The following is a 14499-nucleotide window of genomic DNA, read 5'->3' as shown; positions in this document are numbered from 1 at the left end:
AGGCAGTACCCGGGCCGCACGGCGCAGGCCCCTGTCGGTACTGCCGTCACTCAGCAGCGGAACGTCTGCAGTTCGACGGCGTTCGGGGCGGACGCGACCGCCCCCGAACGCCCGCCCGTTCTCGCCGCGCCGATGTCCGTGCCGCCCCGGTCCACGCCGGGCGTGGCCGTCGCCACGACGCTCGCCCCGGCCGCTCCCGCGGCCCGTGGCGTCCGTGCCACCGGTCGCCGAACCGACGGTTCCTTGCCGCACGGACAGGGCTCCCCGGCCGCGTCGCCCCCGGTACTCGCGGCGCTTGAGGCCGTGGGCGTCTCCACCACGTCCCGGTCGACGGCCGCGGTCACCGCGCTCTCCGCCGCACGGCCGCCGGGCGCGGGCCCCGGGGCGACGAGAGGCAACAACAGCAGGCAGGCCACCAGGCCCACCACCGCTGCCCATCCTCGCCGCACCATCGGACCCCTGACCAGTGTCTCGGCGGGGACGGCGCAGTGATGTGGCCCGGGAGAGCCGGCACCGGACCGGCCCCCCGACTCGGCCGGCCGCGCCTTCCAGTAGGCCGAGCGCGTCGCGCCCCCGTCAAGCCCTCGTGGGCCGATTCGCCCCGCTGGGCCGGTTCCTGCCGAATTCCAACGGAAAGCGCTGCCCCTCTCGGGGCCGGTTCAGCGGCTGCCGCCGGGCACGCTCAGTACCTTGTCCGCCTTCGGCGCCTGGATGCCGAGCGGTGCGTCGAAGCCGCTGAACGCGGTGGTGGTCTGCTGCGCGGCGCTCTTGTAGACCGTCTTGAGCAGGTACGGCTTGCCTTCGGCAGCCACGTAGAAGGTGTACGTCCCCTCCTTGTCCGCCTTGTCGGTCACGATCAGCCGGAGGGCCTCGGTGTCCCCGACGCGGACGGAGCCGCCCTTCTTCGCCGTGCCGAACGAGTCGAAGGGCCGTTCGCACGAGGTGAGACCGACGCCCGAACCGGCCTGGTCCACCGGCGTCTTCACCCACAGTCGCTGCTCGCCGGTGGCGCCCGGGTACTTCTTCCACTTCTGCAGGTAGGCCCGGTCCGGCCGGACGTAGTCGGTCTCGCCCAGCCGTATCTGCTCCAGGGTGCCACCCGCCGACCACGTGGTCTTGGACCTGCACCGGCTGCCGAGGTCGGTCACGAGGTGGCTGGTGACGGATCCGCGGGGCGTGCGGTTGGTGATGTCCACGGTGACGGAGCCGAGCTTGCGCATCGTCGCGTTGGCCTCGTCGAGGAGGGCGCCGGCGGACTTCTCCTCGCTGTCGCCGCCGGCGCCGCACCCTGCCAGGGCGGTGGCCGCCAGCAGGCATGCGAGCGCGGTCGTCACGGTACTTGTGGCCCGCACGGAGCCCCCCTGTCGGTCATGTCGGCCTGTCGGTCGTGTCGGCCGATGATCAGCACGGCAGCCTACAGGTACGGCCGGTGGATGTAAGGCGGGTAGCCGGGTTGCGTGAGAAGACCGAACAGGTCACGGGGGAGTCGAGAGGTGCCGGGCCCGGTGACGATGCAGGCGCGCGCCGTCGCGCCCCGGCCCGCGAAACCCTGCGGGAAGAGCCGCGTACGCTACCGGTGGCTCCGCCCCGGGGATCTTCACGTCCGACGTCCCCGCAGGCGGGGAGCCGTCGGGTACGGCGGTGGCCGAGCCGTTCCGTCGGCGGGCACCATGTTGCATGGCCGGGCGCGGTCTCCGAGGGGGTGCCCGCACCGGTCTTCGAGCGGAGGACGAGATGGCATCGGCGATGAGCGAGCGGTATCACCACCGCCAGAGATGGGCGGCCAGGGGAGCCCTGGCAGCGGCCGCCCTGGCGGCTCTGCTGCCCCTCGTCTCCGGCGGTCTGAAAGGACTGCTGCTGCTCGCGGCGGGCATCGCGGGCCTCGCCCTGACCGCGGCCGCACTCTGGTGGGTCCTGTCCCGCCGGGGACCGGTACGCGTGGCGGCCGCGACGCTGGCCGCCGCCAGCCCCGTCGCCGTCATCACCCTCTTCGCGACCGCCGGTCTGCTGTGGGTCGTCTTCGCGTCCCTGCTGCTGTGGTGCCTCGCGGTCTGGAGCGGCCGCTACGCGCTGCGCAGCACGGGCCTGCGGCCGGTCCGGGCCAAGGAGTACCGCACACCGCCGCCGCAGCGCCCCTTCCTGCTGCTCAACCCGCGCTCCGGCGGAGGCAAGGTCGAGAAGTTCTCCCTCAAGGAGAAGGCCGAGGCGCTGGGCGCCCATGTCGTCCTGCTCGACCCGGACCGGCATCAGGACGTCACCGAGCTCGCCAGAGCCGCCGTGGCCGACGGGGCCGACCTGCTGGGCGTCGCGGGCGGCGACGGCACACAGGCCCTGGTGGCCGCCGTCGCGGCGGAACACGGCCTTCCGTTCCTCGTCATCTCGGCCGGTACGCGCAACCACTTCGCCATGGACCTGGGCCTCGACCGCGACGACCCGTCCACCTGTCTCGACGCCCTCACCGACGGGGTCGAACTCCGTGTGGACCTCGGGTTCGCCGATGACCGGCCGTTCGTCAACAACGCGTCGTTCGGCGTGTACGGGGCCGTCGTCCAGAGCCCCGGCTATCGCGAGGACAAGGTGGGTGCGGCGCTGGAGCGGCTGCCCGAACTGCTCACCCGGCAGAGCGGCCCGCGTCTGACGGCCACCGCCGACGGCACCACCGTCACCGATCCGCAGGCCATCCTGGTGAGCAACAACCCGTACCGCATGGACGACCCGTTCGGCTTCGGCCGGCGCGAGCGGCTCAACTCCGGAAAGCTGGGGGTGCTCGCCCTCCGCGTGGACAGCGCGGTGGAAGCGGCCGAACTCCTGCTGTCCCCGCGCCCGGAGGGGCTCACGGTCCTCACCGCCCAGCACGTCGTCGTCCAGGGCGACGAAGCCAACCTGGAGGTCGGCCTGGACGGCGAGGCGCTCACCCTGCCCGCTCCCGTCCACTGCCGCATCGCACGCCGGGCCCTGCGCGTCCGGGTGCCCCGTGACCGTCCCGGCGTCCCCGAGGCGCAGCCGCGTCTGGACTGGCGCCGGCTCCGCAAGCTGGCGGCCGCGGTCGGCCGTACCGCAGCGCCCTCACGCACCTGGCGCACCTGAGGGCAATGCCCGGCATCATGCGAAGGTCCCCCGTGCCGCTCGGGCGCGGGGGACCTCTCTTGCGTGCACCGCCGAGGCTAGGCGCCCTTGGGCCCCGCCTGCTGCACGACCTCGAAGGACCACAGCGTGGAGTCGCTCGCGGCGGGCCTCGGCCGTTCGCCGCCCTCGCCGCCGCCCTGGTGCGCGGCCTTCATCGGCCCCTCCATCCAGGCCTTGAACGACTCCTCGTCACGCCACCGGGTGTAGACGAGATAGGTGTCGGTGCCCTCGACCGGGCGGAGCAGCTCGAACCACTCGAAGCCGTCGGAGCTCTCCACGGTGTGCGCGCGGGAGGCGAACCGCTTCTCCAGAACCTCCCGCTGCTCGGCGGGCACGGTCAGCACGTTGATCTTGACTACGCTCATGGGCCCATCTTGCCCGATGACGCATCTGACCCGGTTAAGCGCCTCCCGGCGCGGCCTGCCCCGAGACTTGGAACGCGTTCGAACAAAGGCGTTCACACCTGGGCCGGGCCGCGGCGCCGCCGCGTCGTCCCCGGCAGGCGTGCGGCGTACGGAACCGGGATCAGCTCCGCCCGTCGCCCTTCCTGCCCTGCTCCAGGGCCTGACCGGTCATGTCGGTGACCTGCCCGGCGGGCGGCGGGTCCGCCTCGACCTCGGTGCCGAAGTCGGTGAGGTCCATGACGGTGCGCACCGTGACCTTCCCTGGGGAGGTCGAGGCGTCGGTGGAGGACCGCTGCGTCGACCCCGGCGCGGCCTTGACGGCCATGTCGATCTGCTGACGGCGCATACGGCCCTCGTCGTCGAGCCACACGTCCATCGGCAGGGTGGGGCCGACCTGCTTCCTCAGGGTGTCGCCGTCGGGCAGTTCGGCGACGTCGACGGAGACGCGGTAGCGCGTGGTCCGCACGCCGTCGATCGTGGCCGTGCCCTTCTTCGTCACGTCCTTGTCGGTGATCGCCTTGGCGTAGGCGGCGGACCGTGCCGGGTCGCTCAGGGACTGATCGCCCGTACCCCGCTCCGCGGCGACCTTCCCCAGATCGATCTTGATCCACGGCTTGCCGCCCGGGGCCTGCCCCTTCGGCATCTTCTGGTACAGCACCTGATCGATCACACGCTGCTCGATCCGCTGCCCCTGCACCGCGAGCGTCAGGACGCTGTCGCCGTCCTCCAGGTCCACGGCGCCCTGCCCGTTCGCGGTCTCCGAGCGGCCCTGGGCCGAGGTCTGCACCCGCAGTTTCACCTTGGCGGTGTCCTCCTCGGCCGTCCTGTCGTAGGCCGAGCGCACTGCCTGGGTGCCCTGCTCCCGGGTGCCGCCCCGCTGTGAGGATCCGCTTCCGTCGTCGTCGCCGCAGCCGGCCAGTACCGTTCCCGTCAGCACCCCGGCGACGCCTAAGGCACAGACCTTCCTGCCGTTGCCCGCCCTGTTCATCGAACCAGCTCCTCTCCGGTGTGGTGCGACCCAAGTGCCCATGCCGAGCATGAACACTCCTGGCCGCGCGCGGAGTTGGAGCCGGGGATGCGCAGGGCGCGCTGTCCGGTCAGTGGCGGCCGCGGAACCTGCCCAGCAGGCGCTGCGCCTGGGCCCGCTTGCGCGGGTCCGCGGCGGCCCGCCGCGCCTCCGCGACGACCCGCTGCCCCTGCGGGCTCCGGGCGAACTGCTTGATGCGATTCAGAATGCCGGCCATGCCGCACCTTCTCTCGTGTTCTGACGTCGTCCTGCCTGGGGTTCGCCTACCCCTCGGGCGAGGTGCTCAGCCCTGCACCGGCCGGATGGTGCGCGACCGAATGTGTTTGCCGCCGGAGTCAGAGGCAAGTCGGTGTCCATGACGGAAGAGAACAAGCGCACGAATCAGAAGCCGGCAACCATACAGGCGACCCAGTCCAAGGCCAGCGGCGCCGCGGACAAGGCGAGCACGTCGACGTCCCAGGCGGCGAAGCGCGCGTCGGCCAAGGCCGATGACGCGGCGTCAGCGGTCAAGTCCGGCGCCGAACGCTCCGCCGAGGCGACGTCGGCGGCCGTGCAGACCGCGGCCAAGGGCGTCGAGGCGGGCCGCCAGGCGGTCGTCACGGCCTCGGGCCATGTCGCGGCCACGGCCAAAACGGCCTGGACGGTCATCGCCCACCGCAAGCTCGTCGCCGCGGGCGTCGGGGCCGGCCTGACGGCCCTGAGCGCCGCCTCGTACGCGGTGGGTCGCCGGGCGGAACGCCACACGTACGGTCCCCTCACCCGGATGACCGGCGGGCGGATCTGACCACCGCGAAGGGTGCCGGACACGACGCCCGCAAGGCCGGCAGGCGGCGCTGCGCATCACCGGACGTTTCGGTGGTACGCGGCGCCGCCTCCTTGTGGGCACCGGTGTCGGCACCCGCCCGTCGCGTGGCTTGGCGCACATCCGGCCCCCGACATGGTGCCCCTCTCGCGCCGAACGGCGTTGACGAGGAAGGATGAGACCGCAAGCGAAGGATCAACCCATGCGGAGGAGCGGGCCCATGCAGCACGAGCGAGCGGGCAGTCCGGCCGGTCACGAAGATCTCGTCGATGTCGCCCGTCTGGTCACCGCGTACTACGCGCTCCACCCCGACCTGGACGACCCGGGGCAGCGCGTCACGTTCGGGACCTCCGGACATCGCGGTTCGTCACTGGCCGGCGCGTTCAACGACGACCACATCGCCGCAACCAGCCAGGCCATCTGCGAGTACCGCGCCGACCAGGGCGTCGACGGCCCGCTGTTCCTCGGCGCCGACACCCATGCCCTGTCGGAGCCCGCGCGGGTCACCGCGCTGGAGGTGTTCGCCGCCAACGAGGTGACGGTGCTGATCGACGAGGCGGACGGCTACACACCGACCCCGGCCGTCTCGCACGCCATCCTCACCCACAACCGCGGCCGCACCACGGGGCTCGCGGACGGCGTCGTGGTCACCCCGTCCCACAACCCGCCGGCCGACGGAGGGTTCAAGTACAACCCGCCCAGCGGGGGCCCGGCCGCCTCCGGCGCGACGTCCTGGATCCAGGACCGGGCGAACGAGATCATCCGGGGCGGTCTGAAGGACGTACGGCGCATCCCTTACGCCCGGGCCCTCGCCGCCCCCACCACCGGCCGCTACGACTTCCTCGGCACCTACGTCGCCGACCTGCCGAGCGTGCTCGACCTGGACGCGATCCGCTCGGCCGGAGTGCGCATCGGCGCGGACCCCCTGGGCGGGGCGTCCGTCGCCTACTGGGGCCGTATCGCCGAACAGCACGGCCTCGACCTCACCGTGGTCAACCCGCACACCGATCCCACCTGGCGGTTCATGACGCTGGACTGGGACGGCAAGATCCGTATGGACTGCTCGTCGCCGTACGCGATGGCCTCGCTCATCGAGCAGCGCGACCGGTTCCAGATCTCCACCGGCAACGACGCCGACGCCGACCGGCACGGCATCGTCACCCCGGACGCGGGCCTGATGAACCCCAATCACTATCTCGCCGTCGCCATCTCCTACCTCTACGCCCACCGGGACAGCTGGCCTGCCACGACCGGCGTCGGCAAGACCCTGGTGTCCTCCGCCATGATCGACCGGGTCGCCGCCGACCTCGGCCGCGAACTGGTCGAGGTGCCGGTCGGGTTCAAGTGGTTCGTGGACGGGCTGGTCGAAGGCACCATCGGCTTCGGCGGGGAGGAGTCGGCCGGGGCGTCCTTCCTGCGCCGGGACGGCTCCGTGTGGACCACCGACAAGGACGGCATCATCCTGGCGCTGCTCGCCTCCGAGATCACGGCGGTCACCGGCAGGACCCCGTCGGAGCACTACGCCGGTCTGACCGACCGCTTCGGCGCACCGGCGTACGCCCGGATCGACGCCCCGGCGACCCGTGAGGAGAAGGCCCTCCTCGCCAAGCTCTCCCCGGCACAGGTCACCGCCGACACCCTGGCCGGTGACGCGGTCACCGCGGTGCTCACCGAGGCCCCCGGAAACGGCGCGGCCATCGGCGGCATCAAGGTGACGACGGACAACGCCTGGTTCGCGGCCCGCCCCTCGGGCACCGAGGACGTGTACAAGATCTACGCCGAGTCGTTCCTCGGCCCCGACCACCTCGGCCGGGTCCAGGAGGAGGCGAAGACCGTGGTGCTGGCGGCCCTGTCGGATTGAACACCGGCACGGCCGGGGGCCCGGACCGCCTCGGGGCGGTCCGGGCCCCCGGCGGGTGCATCCCCGGCGGGTGCCGACTCGTCCTGGTGCACCGCGATACAGGACACTGGGTGAAGATCCGACCGGGAAGGACGTCACGTGATCATCTTCGGCACCAAGGGTTACCTGTACCAGCTGGCGATACTGACGCTGGTGTGCGGCCAGTGCGGCAACCCCGCCGCCCACACGCTCAGGAAGCGCGTCACGAAGTTCACGCTCTTCTTCGTACCGCTGTTCCCGATCTCGACGAAGTACCTGACGCAGTGCACCTTCTGCGGGGCGGAACAGAAGATCACCAAGGAGCAGGCGGAGCAGTTGCAGGCCCAGGGCGCGGGCGACGGCCCCGGCGGCCGGCCGCACGGGCAGCCGCAGCAGCAGCACAGGTTCTGAGCGACCCCCCTGTCGGCAGACCTGCCGATCGCCTGCTGGTCCGGTCAGACTTCGGCGCGGCCCGAAACGTCCCGCCCGCACGTGGAACGTCGCGCACCGCTCACCGGCGCGATCCCGGTGCCGGAGGCGAAGCGGGGCTAACCACATCGCCCCGGCCGTCTGGAGCCCGCTCATCTACAACTTCCGCCACTACCACGGCCTCGCGCCCGAGCTCGGCCACGGTTTCCGCTCGGAGGCGGCCGGGGCCCCGGTACCCGTCGTCTGATCCGCCCGCCCGGACGAGTGTGGCAACCGGAAGATCCCGGGTACCCGTCGCCACGGGCCCGGACCTGTGTGGGCCGACGGGCCTCCCGTAGTCGATCAGGGAAAACGGAGGCATGAGGATGAGCACCGTCAAGGAAACCGTGGAAGTCGACGTCCCCCTGCACACCGCCTACAACCAGTGGACCCAGTTCGAGGAGTTCCCGAACTTCATGGAGGGCGTCGAGGAGGTCAGGCAACTGGACGACCGCCACAACCACTGGACCACCAAGATCGGCGGGGTGCGGCGCGAGTTCGACACCGAGATCGTCGACCAGCTGCCCGACGAGCGCGTCACCTGGCGCACGACGGGCGGGGACACCCACCAGAAGGGCTCGGTCCGCTTCGAGCGTGTGGACGACACCCGCACCCGGGTGGAGCTCGTGATGGACGTCGAGACCAGCGGAGCCGCCGAGAAGGCCGCTGACATGCTCGGAACGATCGACCGGCGTGTCAAGGGCGACATGAAGCGCTTCAAGCAGTACATCGAGGAGCGCGGAGCCGAGTCCGGCGCCTGGCGCGGGCGCATCCAGCCGGGCGGCAGCACCGGCCCCACCATCTGACCCCCCGGCCCCGGCTTCCCGGACCCGGCCTCCACCCCGTGGAGGCCGGGTTTTCTCGTGCCCGGCGAAGAGAGTGTGCGGCGTTTCGGCCATCCTTCTGACATGCACCTGTCCAATTCGGTCTCCCGGTGGCACGCTGCCCCCTGACTGCGCACAGTGACACCCCTGCCTGACCGGGTGGATGGACACCGTCACCCGGCCCCCACAGCAGAAGGAGACCGCGTGATAGGCAGCCCCCGTAGCCCCCGCCCGTCCGGCGGCGTCCGCGTGCGCCGCTCCGTTCTCGGCGTACTCGCCGGCGTCGCCGCGCTGCTGGCGACCGGCGTCACCGCCACACCGGCGAGCGCCGCGCCCGACCCCGGAGCGGTGGCCCCCTCGGCGCGGGAGCGCGCCCTCGCCTTCTGGACCCCGCAGCGGATGCGCGAGGCCACCCCGCTCGACGTCCTGTCCGTCGACCGGTCCGATGTGCGGACATCGGCGCCCCGCAGGGGCAAGGCGACCGTCGTCGCGCCCAGCGCGCCCGCCTCCGCCGTGGGCCCGCTGGCGTTCCCCCAGGGCGGCGGCCCCTGGTCCGGCGGCGGAGCGGTGGCCGGCACCGCGGGGCGCGTGTTCTTCACCTACCAGGGCCGCACCGCGTCGTGCTCCGGCAACGCCGTCAGCAGTGCCAACAAGAGCACCGTGCTCACCGCAGGCCACTGCGTGAAGCTGGAAGGGGCCTGGCACACCAACTGGGTCTTCGTCCCCGGCTACCACGACGGGCAGCGACCCTACGGCACCTGGACGGCGGCCAAGACCCTCTCCACACCGCAGTGGACGGCCAGTGAGGACATCAACTACGACATCGGCGCGGCCGTGGTCGCCCCGCTCGACGGCAAGAAACTGACCGATGTCGTAGGCGGCCAGGGCCTGGCCTTCAACACCGGCTACAACAAGGCCATGTACTCCTTCGGCTTCCCCGCCGCCGCTCCGTACGACGGCGAGAAGTTCGTCTACTGCAGCGGAACCACCTTCCGGGACTTCCTGCTGTCCGGCGACCACGGACTGACCTGCGACATGACCGGCGGCGCCAGCGGGGGCCCGTGGTTCACCCAGTTCGACGAGGCCACCGGGACGGGCCTGCAGTCCTCGGTGAACAGCTTCAAGTACAACTTCCTGCCCAACGCCATGTACGGCCCGTACTTCGGCGCGGACGCGCAGAACCTGTACCAGAACGCACAGTCTTCCTGAGCCACCGGCCTGACGGGGAGCCGGGTTCTCCTCCGGACCGCGGGGGAGGACACGGCTCCGCAGGAGTGCCCGACGGCGAACACGTCGCGCCTGACCGGCGGTTCCGCTGAACGGGCCGGGCGCGCCGGCGATTCAGCCGGTCGCCTCGGCGAGCAGCCCCACCTGCTCCAGCCCCGACGCCGTCGGAACGAAGATGAGCTCGTCACAGCCGGCGGCGGCGAACGAGTCGACGTACGACGTGACCATCTCCGCGCTCACCGCCGCACTCGCGGCGATCTGCGCGGCGGCGTCGCCGAGGAAGCCGTAGTAGTGCTTGAGGTAGCCGTCCGCGTGCGCCCGGGCGTCCGGGCCGAGCGCGAAGTAGGCGAGGGAGAGCTTGCGGGGCGTGCCGGCGCGCCCCGCTTCCTTCCATGCGGCATCGACGCCGGCCGAGGCCTCCGCGAACATCTCCGGCGTGCCACCGCCCATGATCCAGCCGTCGGCCAGCCGGGCCACCCGTCGGAAACCGGCCGGGGTCGAGCCGCCCAGGAGGAGCTCGGGTCCGCCTTCACGCACGGGCGCCGGACCGATGGCACCGGCGAACCCCCGCTCCTCGCCCGACCAGACGCGCTTCATCTCCGTCAGCTGTTCCTCCAGCCGACGCCCCCTGCCCTCGGTGGACAGACCGCTCGCGGCGAAGTCGTCGTCACGCCCGCCCAGTCCCACACCGAGTACGAACCGCCCTCCGGACAGCCGGTCGACCGAGGCGGCCTGCTTCGCCAGCAGCGCGGGGTTGGTGTACAGCGGCCCCAGCAGCACGCTCGTCGTCAGCCGGATCCGGCTGGTGACCGCCGCGGCCGCGCTCAGCGCGACCAGCTCCTCGTAGCCCGGGTACACCAGCCGCCCGATCGTGCCGAGCGTGCTGAACCCCGTCTCCTCGGCCCGCCGGGCCCACTCCACGAGAACCGAACCCTCGGTCCCCGGAACCGTGTTGGGAAGGCCTATACCGATGTCCATCGTCCACCTCCGGTGTCGAGAGCAGACCACCTACCCACCCGGTGCCCGACGAACCGGCGTGACGCACTGATCACCGCGGAAGGGAATCCCGCGACTGTGCGGTGGGCGTGCATCGATCGTTTGCCGACGCCCTCACAGGGAGTGAAACCGGCCATGAACGCTTCCGCGGCGTCGCCCACCGCTTCCGCGGGGGCCGCGGAGCCCGGTGTCAGCTCCAGCCGAACCGGCGGTCCACCACCGCCGCGAACTCCTCGAGCGTCACGACCATGTCCCCGTTCTGGTCGGCGGTGTCGAACAGCGCGGAGGAGGCTTCGGCGTCCTGGACACCCCAGAACGGCACCACGCCCGAGGCGGCCAGGGACGGTCCCTTCGTCCGCAGGGCGACGATCACCTCTTCGCGGGTGAGAATCCCGTCCTGATCGAGGTCCAGTGCCTCGAACAGTCTGCGGGCCTTGTCACTCATGCTGGTCCCCGTCTCCTGGTGGACGGGCGGCGGATCCGTCCCGTCCGCCCGGAAAGACGCCCTGCGCACTGTCCGGGTTGCCCCGGGCGGGCGCGGAGGCCGGCTCCAGACGAACGCAGCAATAGCCGGGACTCGGGGCCAGGCAGGCCTGGAGTCCGCTCTCGTCGAGACCCTGGAGGGCGCCGCGCAGCAGGTGGAGGTTCATGCCGCAGACGGTCTCGGTGTGCTCGCGGGCGAGCGTGTGGAAGGGACAGTTGCCCAGCACGATCGCGGCACCGTCCGAACGGGGCTCGAACCCGTACCGCTCCAGCAGGCCGAGCACGGTCGTGCCGCCCTGTCCGGCGAGCTGTGCACCGAGGTCGTGGGCCTTTCGATGCAACACGGCACGCACCGGTTCGCCGGTGGCCTCGGCCTCCTCCACGGCCTGCGCGAGGAGGCGTCCGGCCAGCTCGTAGTGGCGCTCGGGCAGGCTGACGGTGACCTGCGTGGTGGAGCGCTTGTAGAGCTTGGCCGGCCTGCCGGCTCCCGGGCCGGTGCGGCCGCTGCGCCGCTCGTAGACGACGTCGAGGAGTGACTCGTCCGCCAGCCGGTCCAGATGGAAGGCCGCGGTCTGACGTGCCAGCCCGAGGGCGGCGGCGGCATCGTCGCGGCTCACGGGCCCCGGCTGGCGCACGACGTGGTCGTACAGCCGCCTGCGGGTCGGCTCGTCCAGAGCGGCGACCGCGGAGACGGCCGTGTCGGGTACTTCTTCCGGGTGGTCCACGAACACCAGTGTAAAACCCACGGCCATTGACTAAAGAAGCCGCACGCGCTTCTATCGATAGTGAGAGTTGTCGATAGAAAGAAGGCGTCATGTCGTCCGCAACCACCACAACGGAGCCCGCCGTCTCCCGGAGGGCTGTGTTCACCGACCCCGGCTACCAGGCGTTCGCCATCCTGCGTGTCGGCTTCACCGTGGCGCCGATCCTGTTCGGGCTGGACAAGTTCGCCAACCTGCTCGTGGACTGGCCCACCTACCTCGCACCGTGGATCGACGACGTCGTTCCCGGCAGCGCCCAGGCGGCGATGTACGCCGTCGGCGCCATCGAGATCCTCGCGGGCCTCGTCGTCGCCGTCGCCCCGCGCTTCGGAGGCTGGCTGGTGGCCGGATGGCTGGCCAGCATCATCGTCAACCTGCTGACCATCCCCGACTACTACGACATCGCGCTGCGCGACTTCGGCCTTCTGCTCGGCGCGGTCGCCCTGGCCCGGCTGGCCCAGCGCTACCGCGGCGAGCGGCTGTCGCGCTGACAGGCGGCGCGAGGAGAGCGAGGACCTTGACCGTGCCGGCGGCCACGCGGAGCAGGTGGGCGCCCGGGTGCGGCGGGTCCTCGCCGGTGACAGCCCGATGGGAACGAGGAGCCGCAGCAGACCGCACCCGGCCGGGCCCGGCGGTGGGCGCGTGTGGCAAGGTGACGCATCGATGACTGAAGCAGAGACGCCCCCCGGCGCGGCCGGTACCCCCGTACCTCGGGTTCTGGGCAACACCGAGTCGATCGTGTCCACCGACTCGACCGCGAAGGGTGCGCTGTGGCGCCTGTCCGAGCCGGGACGGCAACTGGACGCCAACCTCGTCCGCGTCCCGCCCGGCGGGCGTGTCGACACGCACACCGAGCCCGACCTCGACGTCCTCCTGCTCGTCGTCGCCGGGGACGGCACCCTGGCCGGGGACGCGGACCCACAGCCCCTGGCTCCCGGCAGTCTGGTCTGGCTGCCGCACGGCAGTGCCCGCGGCCTGATCGCGGGCGACGGCGGCTTGTCCTACGTCACCGTCCACCGCCGCCGCCCGGGCATGCGGATCGGGTCCAGGCCCAGCACCGACACCAGCACCTGACAGCGGCGCTCGCACGCCCGTGAAGCCCCGGACCGGCCCGGGCACCTGAGCTGGCCGGTGAACAGTTCCGGTCCCGTCGCCCCCCTGCATCGGCGATTTTCGTCCACGTGCCGCCGTGCACAGCGTGTCGCCCCTCCGGCCGGTCCACACTGGGACGCATGCGGGTGGTGATCATGACGGCGGGGTCGCGCGGCGACGTCGCGCCGTACACCGGGTTGGGGGCGGGGCTGGCGCGGAGCGGGCACGAGGTCACGCTCGCCACCCACGGCCTGTTCGAGCCGCTGAGCGCCGGTTCGGGGGTGCGTTTCCACGCGACTCCGGTCGACCCGTACGCCGTGCTGCACTCCGACCACGGCCGTGATCTGCACGCCAGCACCACTGGGCTCGGCAAACTGCTGCGCGCCGTGGCCATGGCGACGTCGGCGGCCGAGGAGATGACCGACTCCCTGGTCCGGGCGGCCCGTGGTGCGGACGTGGTGCTGGCCGCCGGTGCCGTGGCACCGCTGGGCCGTGCCATCGCGGACGGACTGAAGCTGCCCAGCCTGGGCCTGTTCCTCCAACCCCAGCATCCGACACGCGAGTTCGGGGCACCCATGCTCGGCGGACGCTCACTCGGCATCGTGGGCAACCACCTGGGCGGACTGGCGGTCGTCACCGCCGTCGACCGGGTCTTCACCCGGGCCGTGCGCAGACTGCGCACCCGGCACGGGATGGCCCTGCGCGGCGCGGCCGCCGGCCGCCGGACCCACGAGCGGGCGCGCTGGCCCGTCCTGCACGGCTTCAGCGAACTGGTGGTGCCGCGCCCCGGCGACTGGCGACCCGGACTGGAGATCGCCGGGTACTGGTGGCCGTACGACACGCGCGCGCTGCCCGGGGAACTCGAGGACTTCCTCGCCGCCGGGCCCGCCCCGGTCTTCGTCGGCCTGGGCAGCGCCACCGTGCCGGACCCCGAGCGCATCAGCCGCGAGATCGTGCGCGCCCTGCGCGCGGCCGGACTGCGGGGCGTGATCCAGCAGGGCTGGGCCGGTCTCGCCGCCCGCGACGACGACGTGATCACGGTCGGCGACGTGCCGCACGCGCCGCTGTTTCCCCGGATGGCCGCCGTGGTCCACCACGCCGGAGCCGGCACCACCGCCGCCGTACTGCGCGCGGGCGTCCCCACCGTCCCGGTGCCCGTGCAGTTCGACGCCGGCTTCTGGGCGGCCCGCCTGGTCCAGCTGGGCACCGCACCCTGCGCCGTACCCCTGCGCCGCCTCACCGCCGACGCACTCGCACCCGCCCTGCGCCGGGCCGTGAGCGACCCCGCCCACCGCGACCGCGCCCAGGCCCTGGCAGGCCGACTGGCCGAGGAGGACGGCGTGGCACCGGTCCTGGTCGCGCTCGACCGACTCGCCTCGTGAGGGGTCCTCTCCCTATGAGCGCCCGGGG

The 14499-nt window shown here is 72.1% G+C and carries 17 protein-coding genes and 1 pseudogene; 10 read left to right on the top strand and 8 right to left on the bottom strand.

Annotation, left to right across the window (positions count from 1 at the left end):
• Nucleotides 1-50 precede the first annotated feature (50 nt).
• Together ABEA82_RS34385 and ABEA82_RS34380 are read right to left on the bottom strand one after the other, a co-directional pair.
• Complete coding sequence (locus ABEA82_RS34385) at nt 51-452, bottom strand: hypothetical protein (RefSeq protein ID WP_345665658.1); 402 nt, start codon at nt 450-452, stop codon at nt 51-53.
• A gap of 207 nt (nt 453-659) precedes the next feature.
• On the bottom strand, nt 660-1352 hold the full coding sequence (locus tag ABEA82_RS34380; RefSeq protein WP_345665657.1) for a hypothetical protein: 693 nt from the start codon (nt 1350-1352) through the stop codon (nt 660-662).
• Nucleotides 1353-1734: 382 nt separating this feature from the next.
• Here ABEA82_RS34380 and ABEA82_RS34375 point away from each other — a divergent pair, with 382 nt between their 5' ends.
• Nucleotides 1735-3087, top strand: a complete 1353-nt coding sequence (locus tag ABEA82_RS34375) for a diacylglycerol/lipid kinase family protein (RefSeq protein ID WP_345665656.1) — start codon at nt 1735-1737, stop codon at nt 3085-3087.
• Nucleotides 3088-3164: 77 nt separating this feature from the next.
• On the opposite strand, the gene ABEA82_RS34370 is transcribed toward ABEA82_RS34375, so the two are convergent.
• The 3 genes from ABEA82_RS34370 to ABEA82_RS34360 all read right to left on the bottom strand — a co-directional run bounded on the left by ABEA82_RS34370 (nt 3165) and on the right by ABEA82_RS34360 (nt 4774).
• Complete coding sequence (locus ABEA82_RS34370) at nt 3165-3491, bottom strand: antibiotic biosynthesis monooxygenase family protein (protein ID WP_345665655.1); 327 nt, start codon at nt 3489-3491, stop codon at nt 3165-3167.
• Nucleotides 3492-3651: 160 nt separating this feature from the next.
• Complete coding sequence (locus ABEA82_RS34365) at nt 3652-4518, bottom strand: SCO4651 family lipoprotein (RefSeq protein ID WP_345665654.1); 867 nt, start codon at nt 4516-4518, stop codon at nt 3652-3654.
• A 109-nt stretch (nt 4519-4627) separates the two neighbouring features.
• Nucleotides 4628-4774: a hypothetical protein gene (locus ABEA82_RS34360; RefSeq protein WP_345665653.1), complete on the bottom strand. Its 147-nt coding sequence runs from the start codon at nt 4772-4774 to the stop codon at nt 4628-4630.
• 138 nt (nt 4775-4912) lie between these two features.
• On the opposite strand from ABEA82_RS34360, the gene ABEA82_RS34355 reads away from it, so the two are divergent.
• The 6 genes and pseudogenes from ABEA82_RS34355 to ABEA82_RS34330 all read left to right on the top strand — a co-directional run bounded on the left by ABEA82_RS34355 (nt 4913) and on the right by ABEA82_RS34330 (nt 9739).
• Nucleotides 4913-5341 carry a hypothetical protein gene (locus ABEA82_RS34355; RefSeq protein WP_345665652.1) on the top strand — a complete coding sequence of 143 codons (429 nt, stop codon included), beginning with the start codon at nt 4913-4915 and terminating at the stop codon, nt 5339-5341.
• A gap of 238 nt (nt 5342-5579) precedes the next feature.
• On the top strand, nt 5580-7220 hold the full coding sequence (pgm, locus tag ABEA82_RS34350; RefSeq protein ID WP_345665651.1) for a phosphoglucomutase (alpha-D-glucose-1,6-bisphosphate-dependent): 1641 nt from the start codon (nt 5580-5582) through the stop codon (nt 7218-7220).
• 138 nt (nt 7221-7358) lie between these two features.
• Complete coding sequence (locus ABEA82_RS34345) at nt 7359-7649, top strand: zinc-ribbon domain-containing protein (RefSeq protein ID WP_345665650.1); 291 nt, start codon at nt 7359-7361, stop codon at nt 7647-7649.
• Nucleotides 7650-7782: 133 nt separating this feature from the next.
• A pseudogene (locus tag ABEA82_RS34340) lies at nt 7783-7914 on the top strand (flavin reductase family protein); the annotation flags it as partial.
• Nucleotides 7915-8032: 118 nt separating this feature from the next.
• Nucleotides 8033-8512: an SRPBCC family protein gene (locus tag ABEA82_RS34335; RefSeq protein ID WP_345665649.1), complete on the top strand. Its 480-nt coding sequence runs from the start codon at nt 8033-8035 to the stop codon at nt 8510-8512.
• Between the two features lie 222 nt (nt 8513-8734).
• Nucleotides 8735-9739: a trypsin-like serine peptidase gene (locus ABEA82_RS34330; RefSeq protein ID WP_425588584.1), complete on the top strand. Its 1005-nt coding sequence runs from the start codon at nt 8735-8737 to the stop codon at nt 9737-9739.
• 132 nt (nt 9740-9871) lie between these two features.
• Here ABEA82_RS34330 and ABEA82_RS34325 read toward each other — a convergent pair whose 3' ends face one another.
• The 3 genes from ABEA82_RS34325 to ABEA82_RS34315 form a co-directional block, all read right to left on the bottom strand.
• Nucleotides 9872-10735, bottom strand: a complete 864-nt coding sequence (locus tag ABEA82_RS34325) for an LLM class flavin-dependent oxidoreductase (protein WP_345665648.1) — start codon at nt 10733-10735, stop codon at nt 9872-9874.
• Nucleotides 10736-10943: 208 nt separating this feature from the next.
• Entirely contained in the window at nt 10944-11198 is a 255-nt protein-coding gene (locus ABEA82_RS34320; RefSeq protein WP_345665647.1) for an EF-hand domain-containing protein, read from the bottom strand.
• The gene (locus ABEA82_RS34315) at nt 11191-11967 is read right to left on the bottom strand and encodes a helix-turn-helix transcriptional regulator (RefSeq protein WP_345665742.1); all 777 of its coding nucleotides are present in this window, start codon (nt 11965-11967) and stop codon (nt 11191-11193) included. The genes ABEA82_RS34320 and ABEA82_RS34315 overlap by 8 nt, the downstream gene beginning before the upstream one ends.
• 83 nt (nt 11968-12050) lie before the next feature.
• On the opposite strand from ABEA82_RS34315, the gene ABEA82_RS34310 reads away from it, so the two are divergent.
• The 3 genes from ABEA82_RS34310 to ABEA82_RS34300 all read left to right on the top strand — a co-directional run bounded on the left by ABEA82_RS34310 (nt 12051) and on the right by ABEA82_RS34300 (nt 14471).
• A complete protein-coding gene (locus tag ABEA82_RS34310) occupies nt 12051-12488 on the top strand; it encodes a hypothetical protein (RefSeq protein WP_345665646.1) in 438 nt (145 codons plus the stop codon).
• Between the two features lie 172 nt (nt 12489-12660).
• Nucleotides 12661-13071, top strand: coding sequence for a cupin domain-containing protein (locus tag ABEA82_RS34305; protein WP_345665645.1), 411 nt, complete (start codon nt 12661-12663; stop codon nt 13069-13071).
• A 158-nt stretch (nt 13072-13229) separates the two neighbouring features.
• Entirely contained in the window at nt 13230-14471 is a 1242-nt protein-coding gene (locus ABEA82_RS34300) for a glycosyltransferase (RefSeq protein ID WP_345665644.1), read from the top strand.
• Nucleotides 14472-14499 lie beyond the last annotated feature (28 nt).

It is taken from the genome of Streptomyces venetus (assembly GCF_039540295.1).
In the GTDB taxonomy this organism is placed as follows: domain Bacteria; phylum Actinomycetota; class Actinomycetes; order Streptomycetales; family Streptomycetaceae; genus Streptomyces; species Streptomyces venetus.
This window is presented reverse-complemented; position numbering and strand designations above follow the sequence as displayed.

Excerpts from the sequence above, each read along its gene's own strand:
- ABEA82_RS34385 (WP_345665658.1), bottom strand. The coding sequence starts at position 452 with ATGGTGCGGCGAGGATGGGCAGCGGTGGTGGGCCTGGTGGCCTGCCTG.
- ABEA82_RS34375 (WP_345665656.1), top strand. The coding sequence starts at position 1,735 with ATGGCATCGGCGATGAGCGAGCGGTATCACCACCGCCAGAGATGGGCG.
- ABEA82_RS34360 (WP_345665653.1), bottom strand. The coding sequence starts at position 4,774 with ATGGCCGGCATTCTGAATCGCATCAAGCAGTTCGCCCGGAGCCCGCAG.
- ABEA82_RS34310 (WP_345665646.1), top strand. The coding sequence starts at position 12,051 with ATGTCGTCCGCAACCACCACAACGGAGCCCGCCGTCTCCCGGAGGGCT.
- ABEA82_RS34320 (WP_345665647.1), bottom strand. The coding sequence starts at position 11,198 with ATGAGTGACAAGGCCCGCAGACTGTTCGAGGCACTGGACCTCGATCAG.
- ABEA82_RS34370 (WP_345665655.1), bottom strand. The coding sequence starts at position 3,491 with ATGAGCGTAGTCAAGATCAACGTGCTGACCGTGCCCGCCGAGCAGCGG.
- ABEA82_RS34355 (WP_345665652.1), top strand. The coding sequence starts at position 4,913 with ATGACGGAAGAGAACAAGCGCACGAATCAGAAGCCGGCAACCATACAG.
- ABEA82_RS34300 (WP_345665644.1), top strand. The coding sequence starts at position 13,230 with ATGCGGGTGGTGATCATGACGGCGGGGTCGCGCGGCGACGTCGCGCCG.
- ABEA82_RS34325 (WP_345665648.1), bottom strand. The coding sequence starts at position 10,735 with ATGGACATCGGTATAGGCCTTCCCAACACGGTTCCGGGGACCGAGGGT.
- ABEA82_RS34305 (WP_345665645.1), top strand. The coding sequence starts at position 12,661 with ATGACTGAAGCAGAGACGCCCCCCGGCGCGGCCGGTACCCCCGTACCT.
- pgm (WP_345665651.1), top strand. The coding sequence starts at position 5,580 with ATGCAGCACGAGCGAGCGGGCAGTCCGGCCGGTCACGAAGATCTCGTC.
- ABEA82_RS34335 (WP_345665649.1), top strand. The coding sequence starts at position 8,033 with ATGAGCACCGTCAAGGAAACCGTGGAAGTCGACGTCCCCCTGCACACC.
- ABEA82_RS34365 (WP_345665654.1), bottom strand. The coding sequence starts at position 4,518 with ATGAACAGGGCGGGCAACGGCAGGAAGGTCTGTGCCTTAGGCGTCGCC.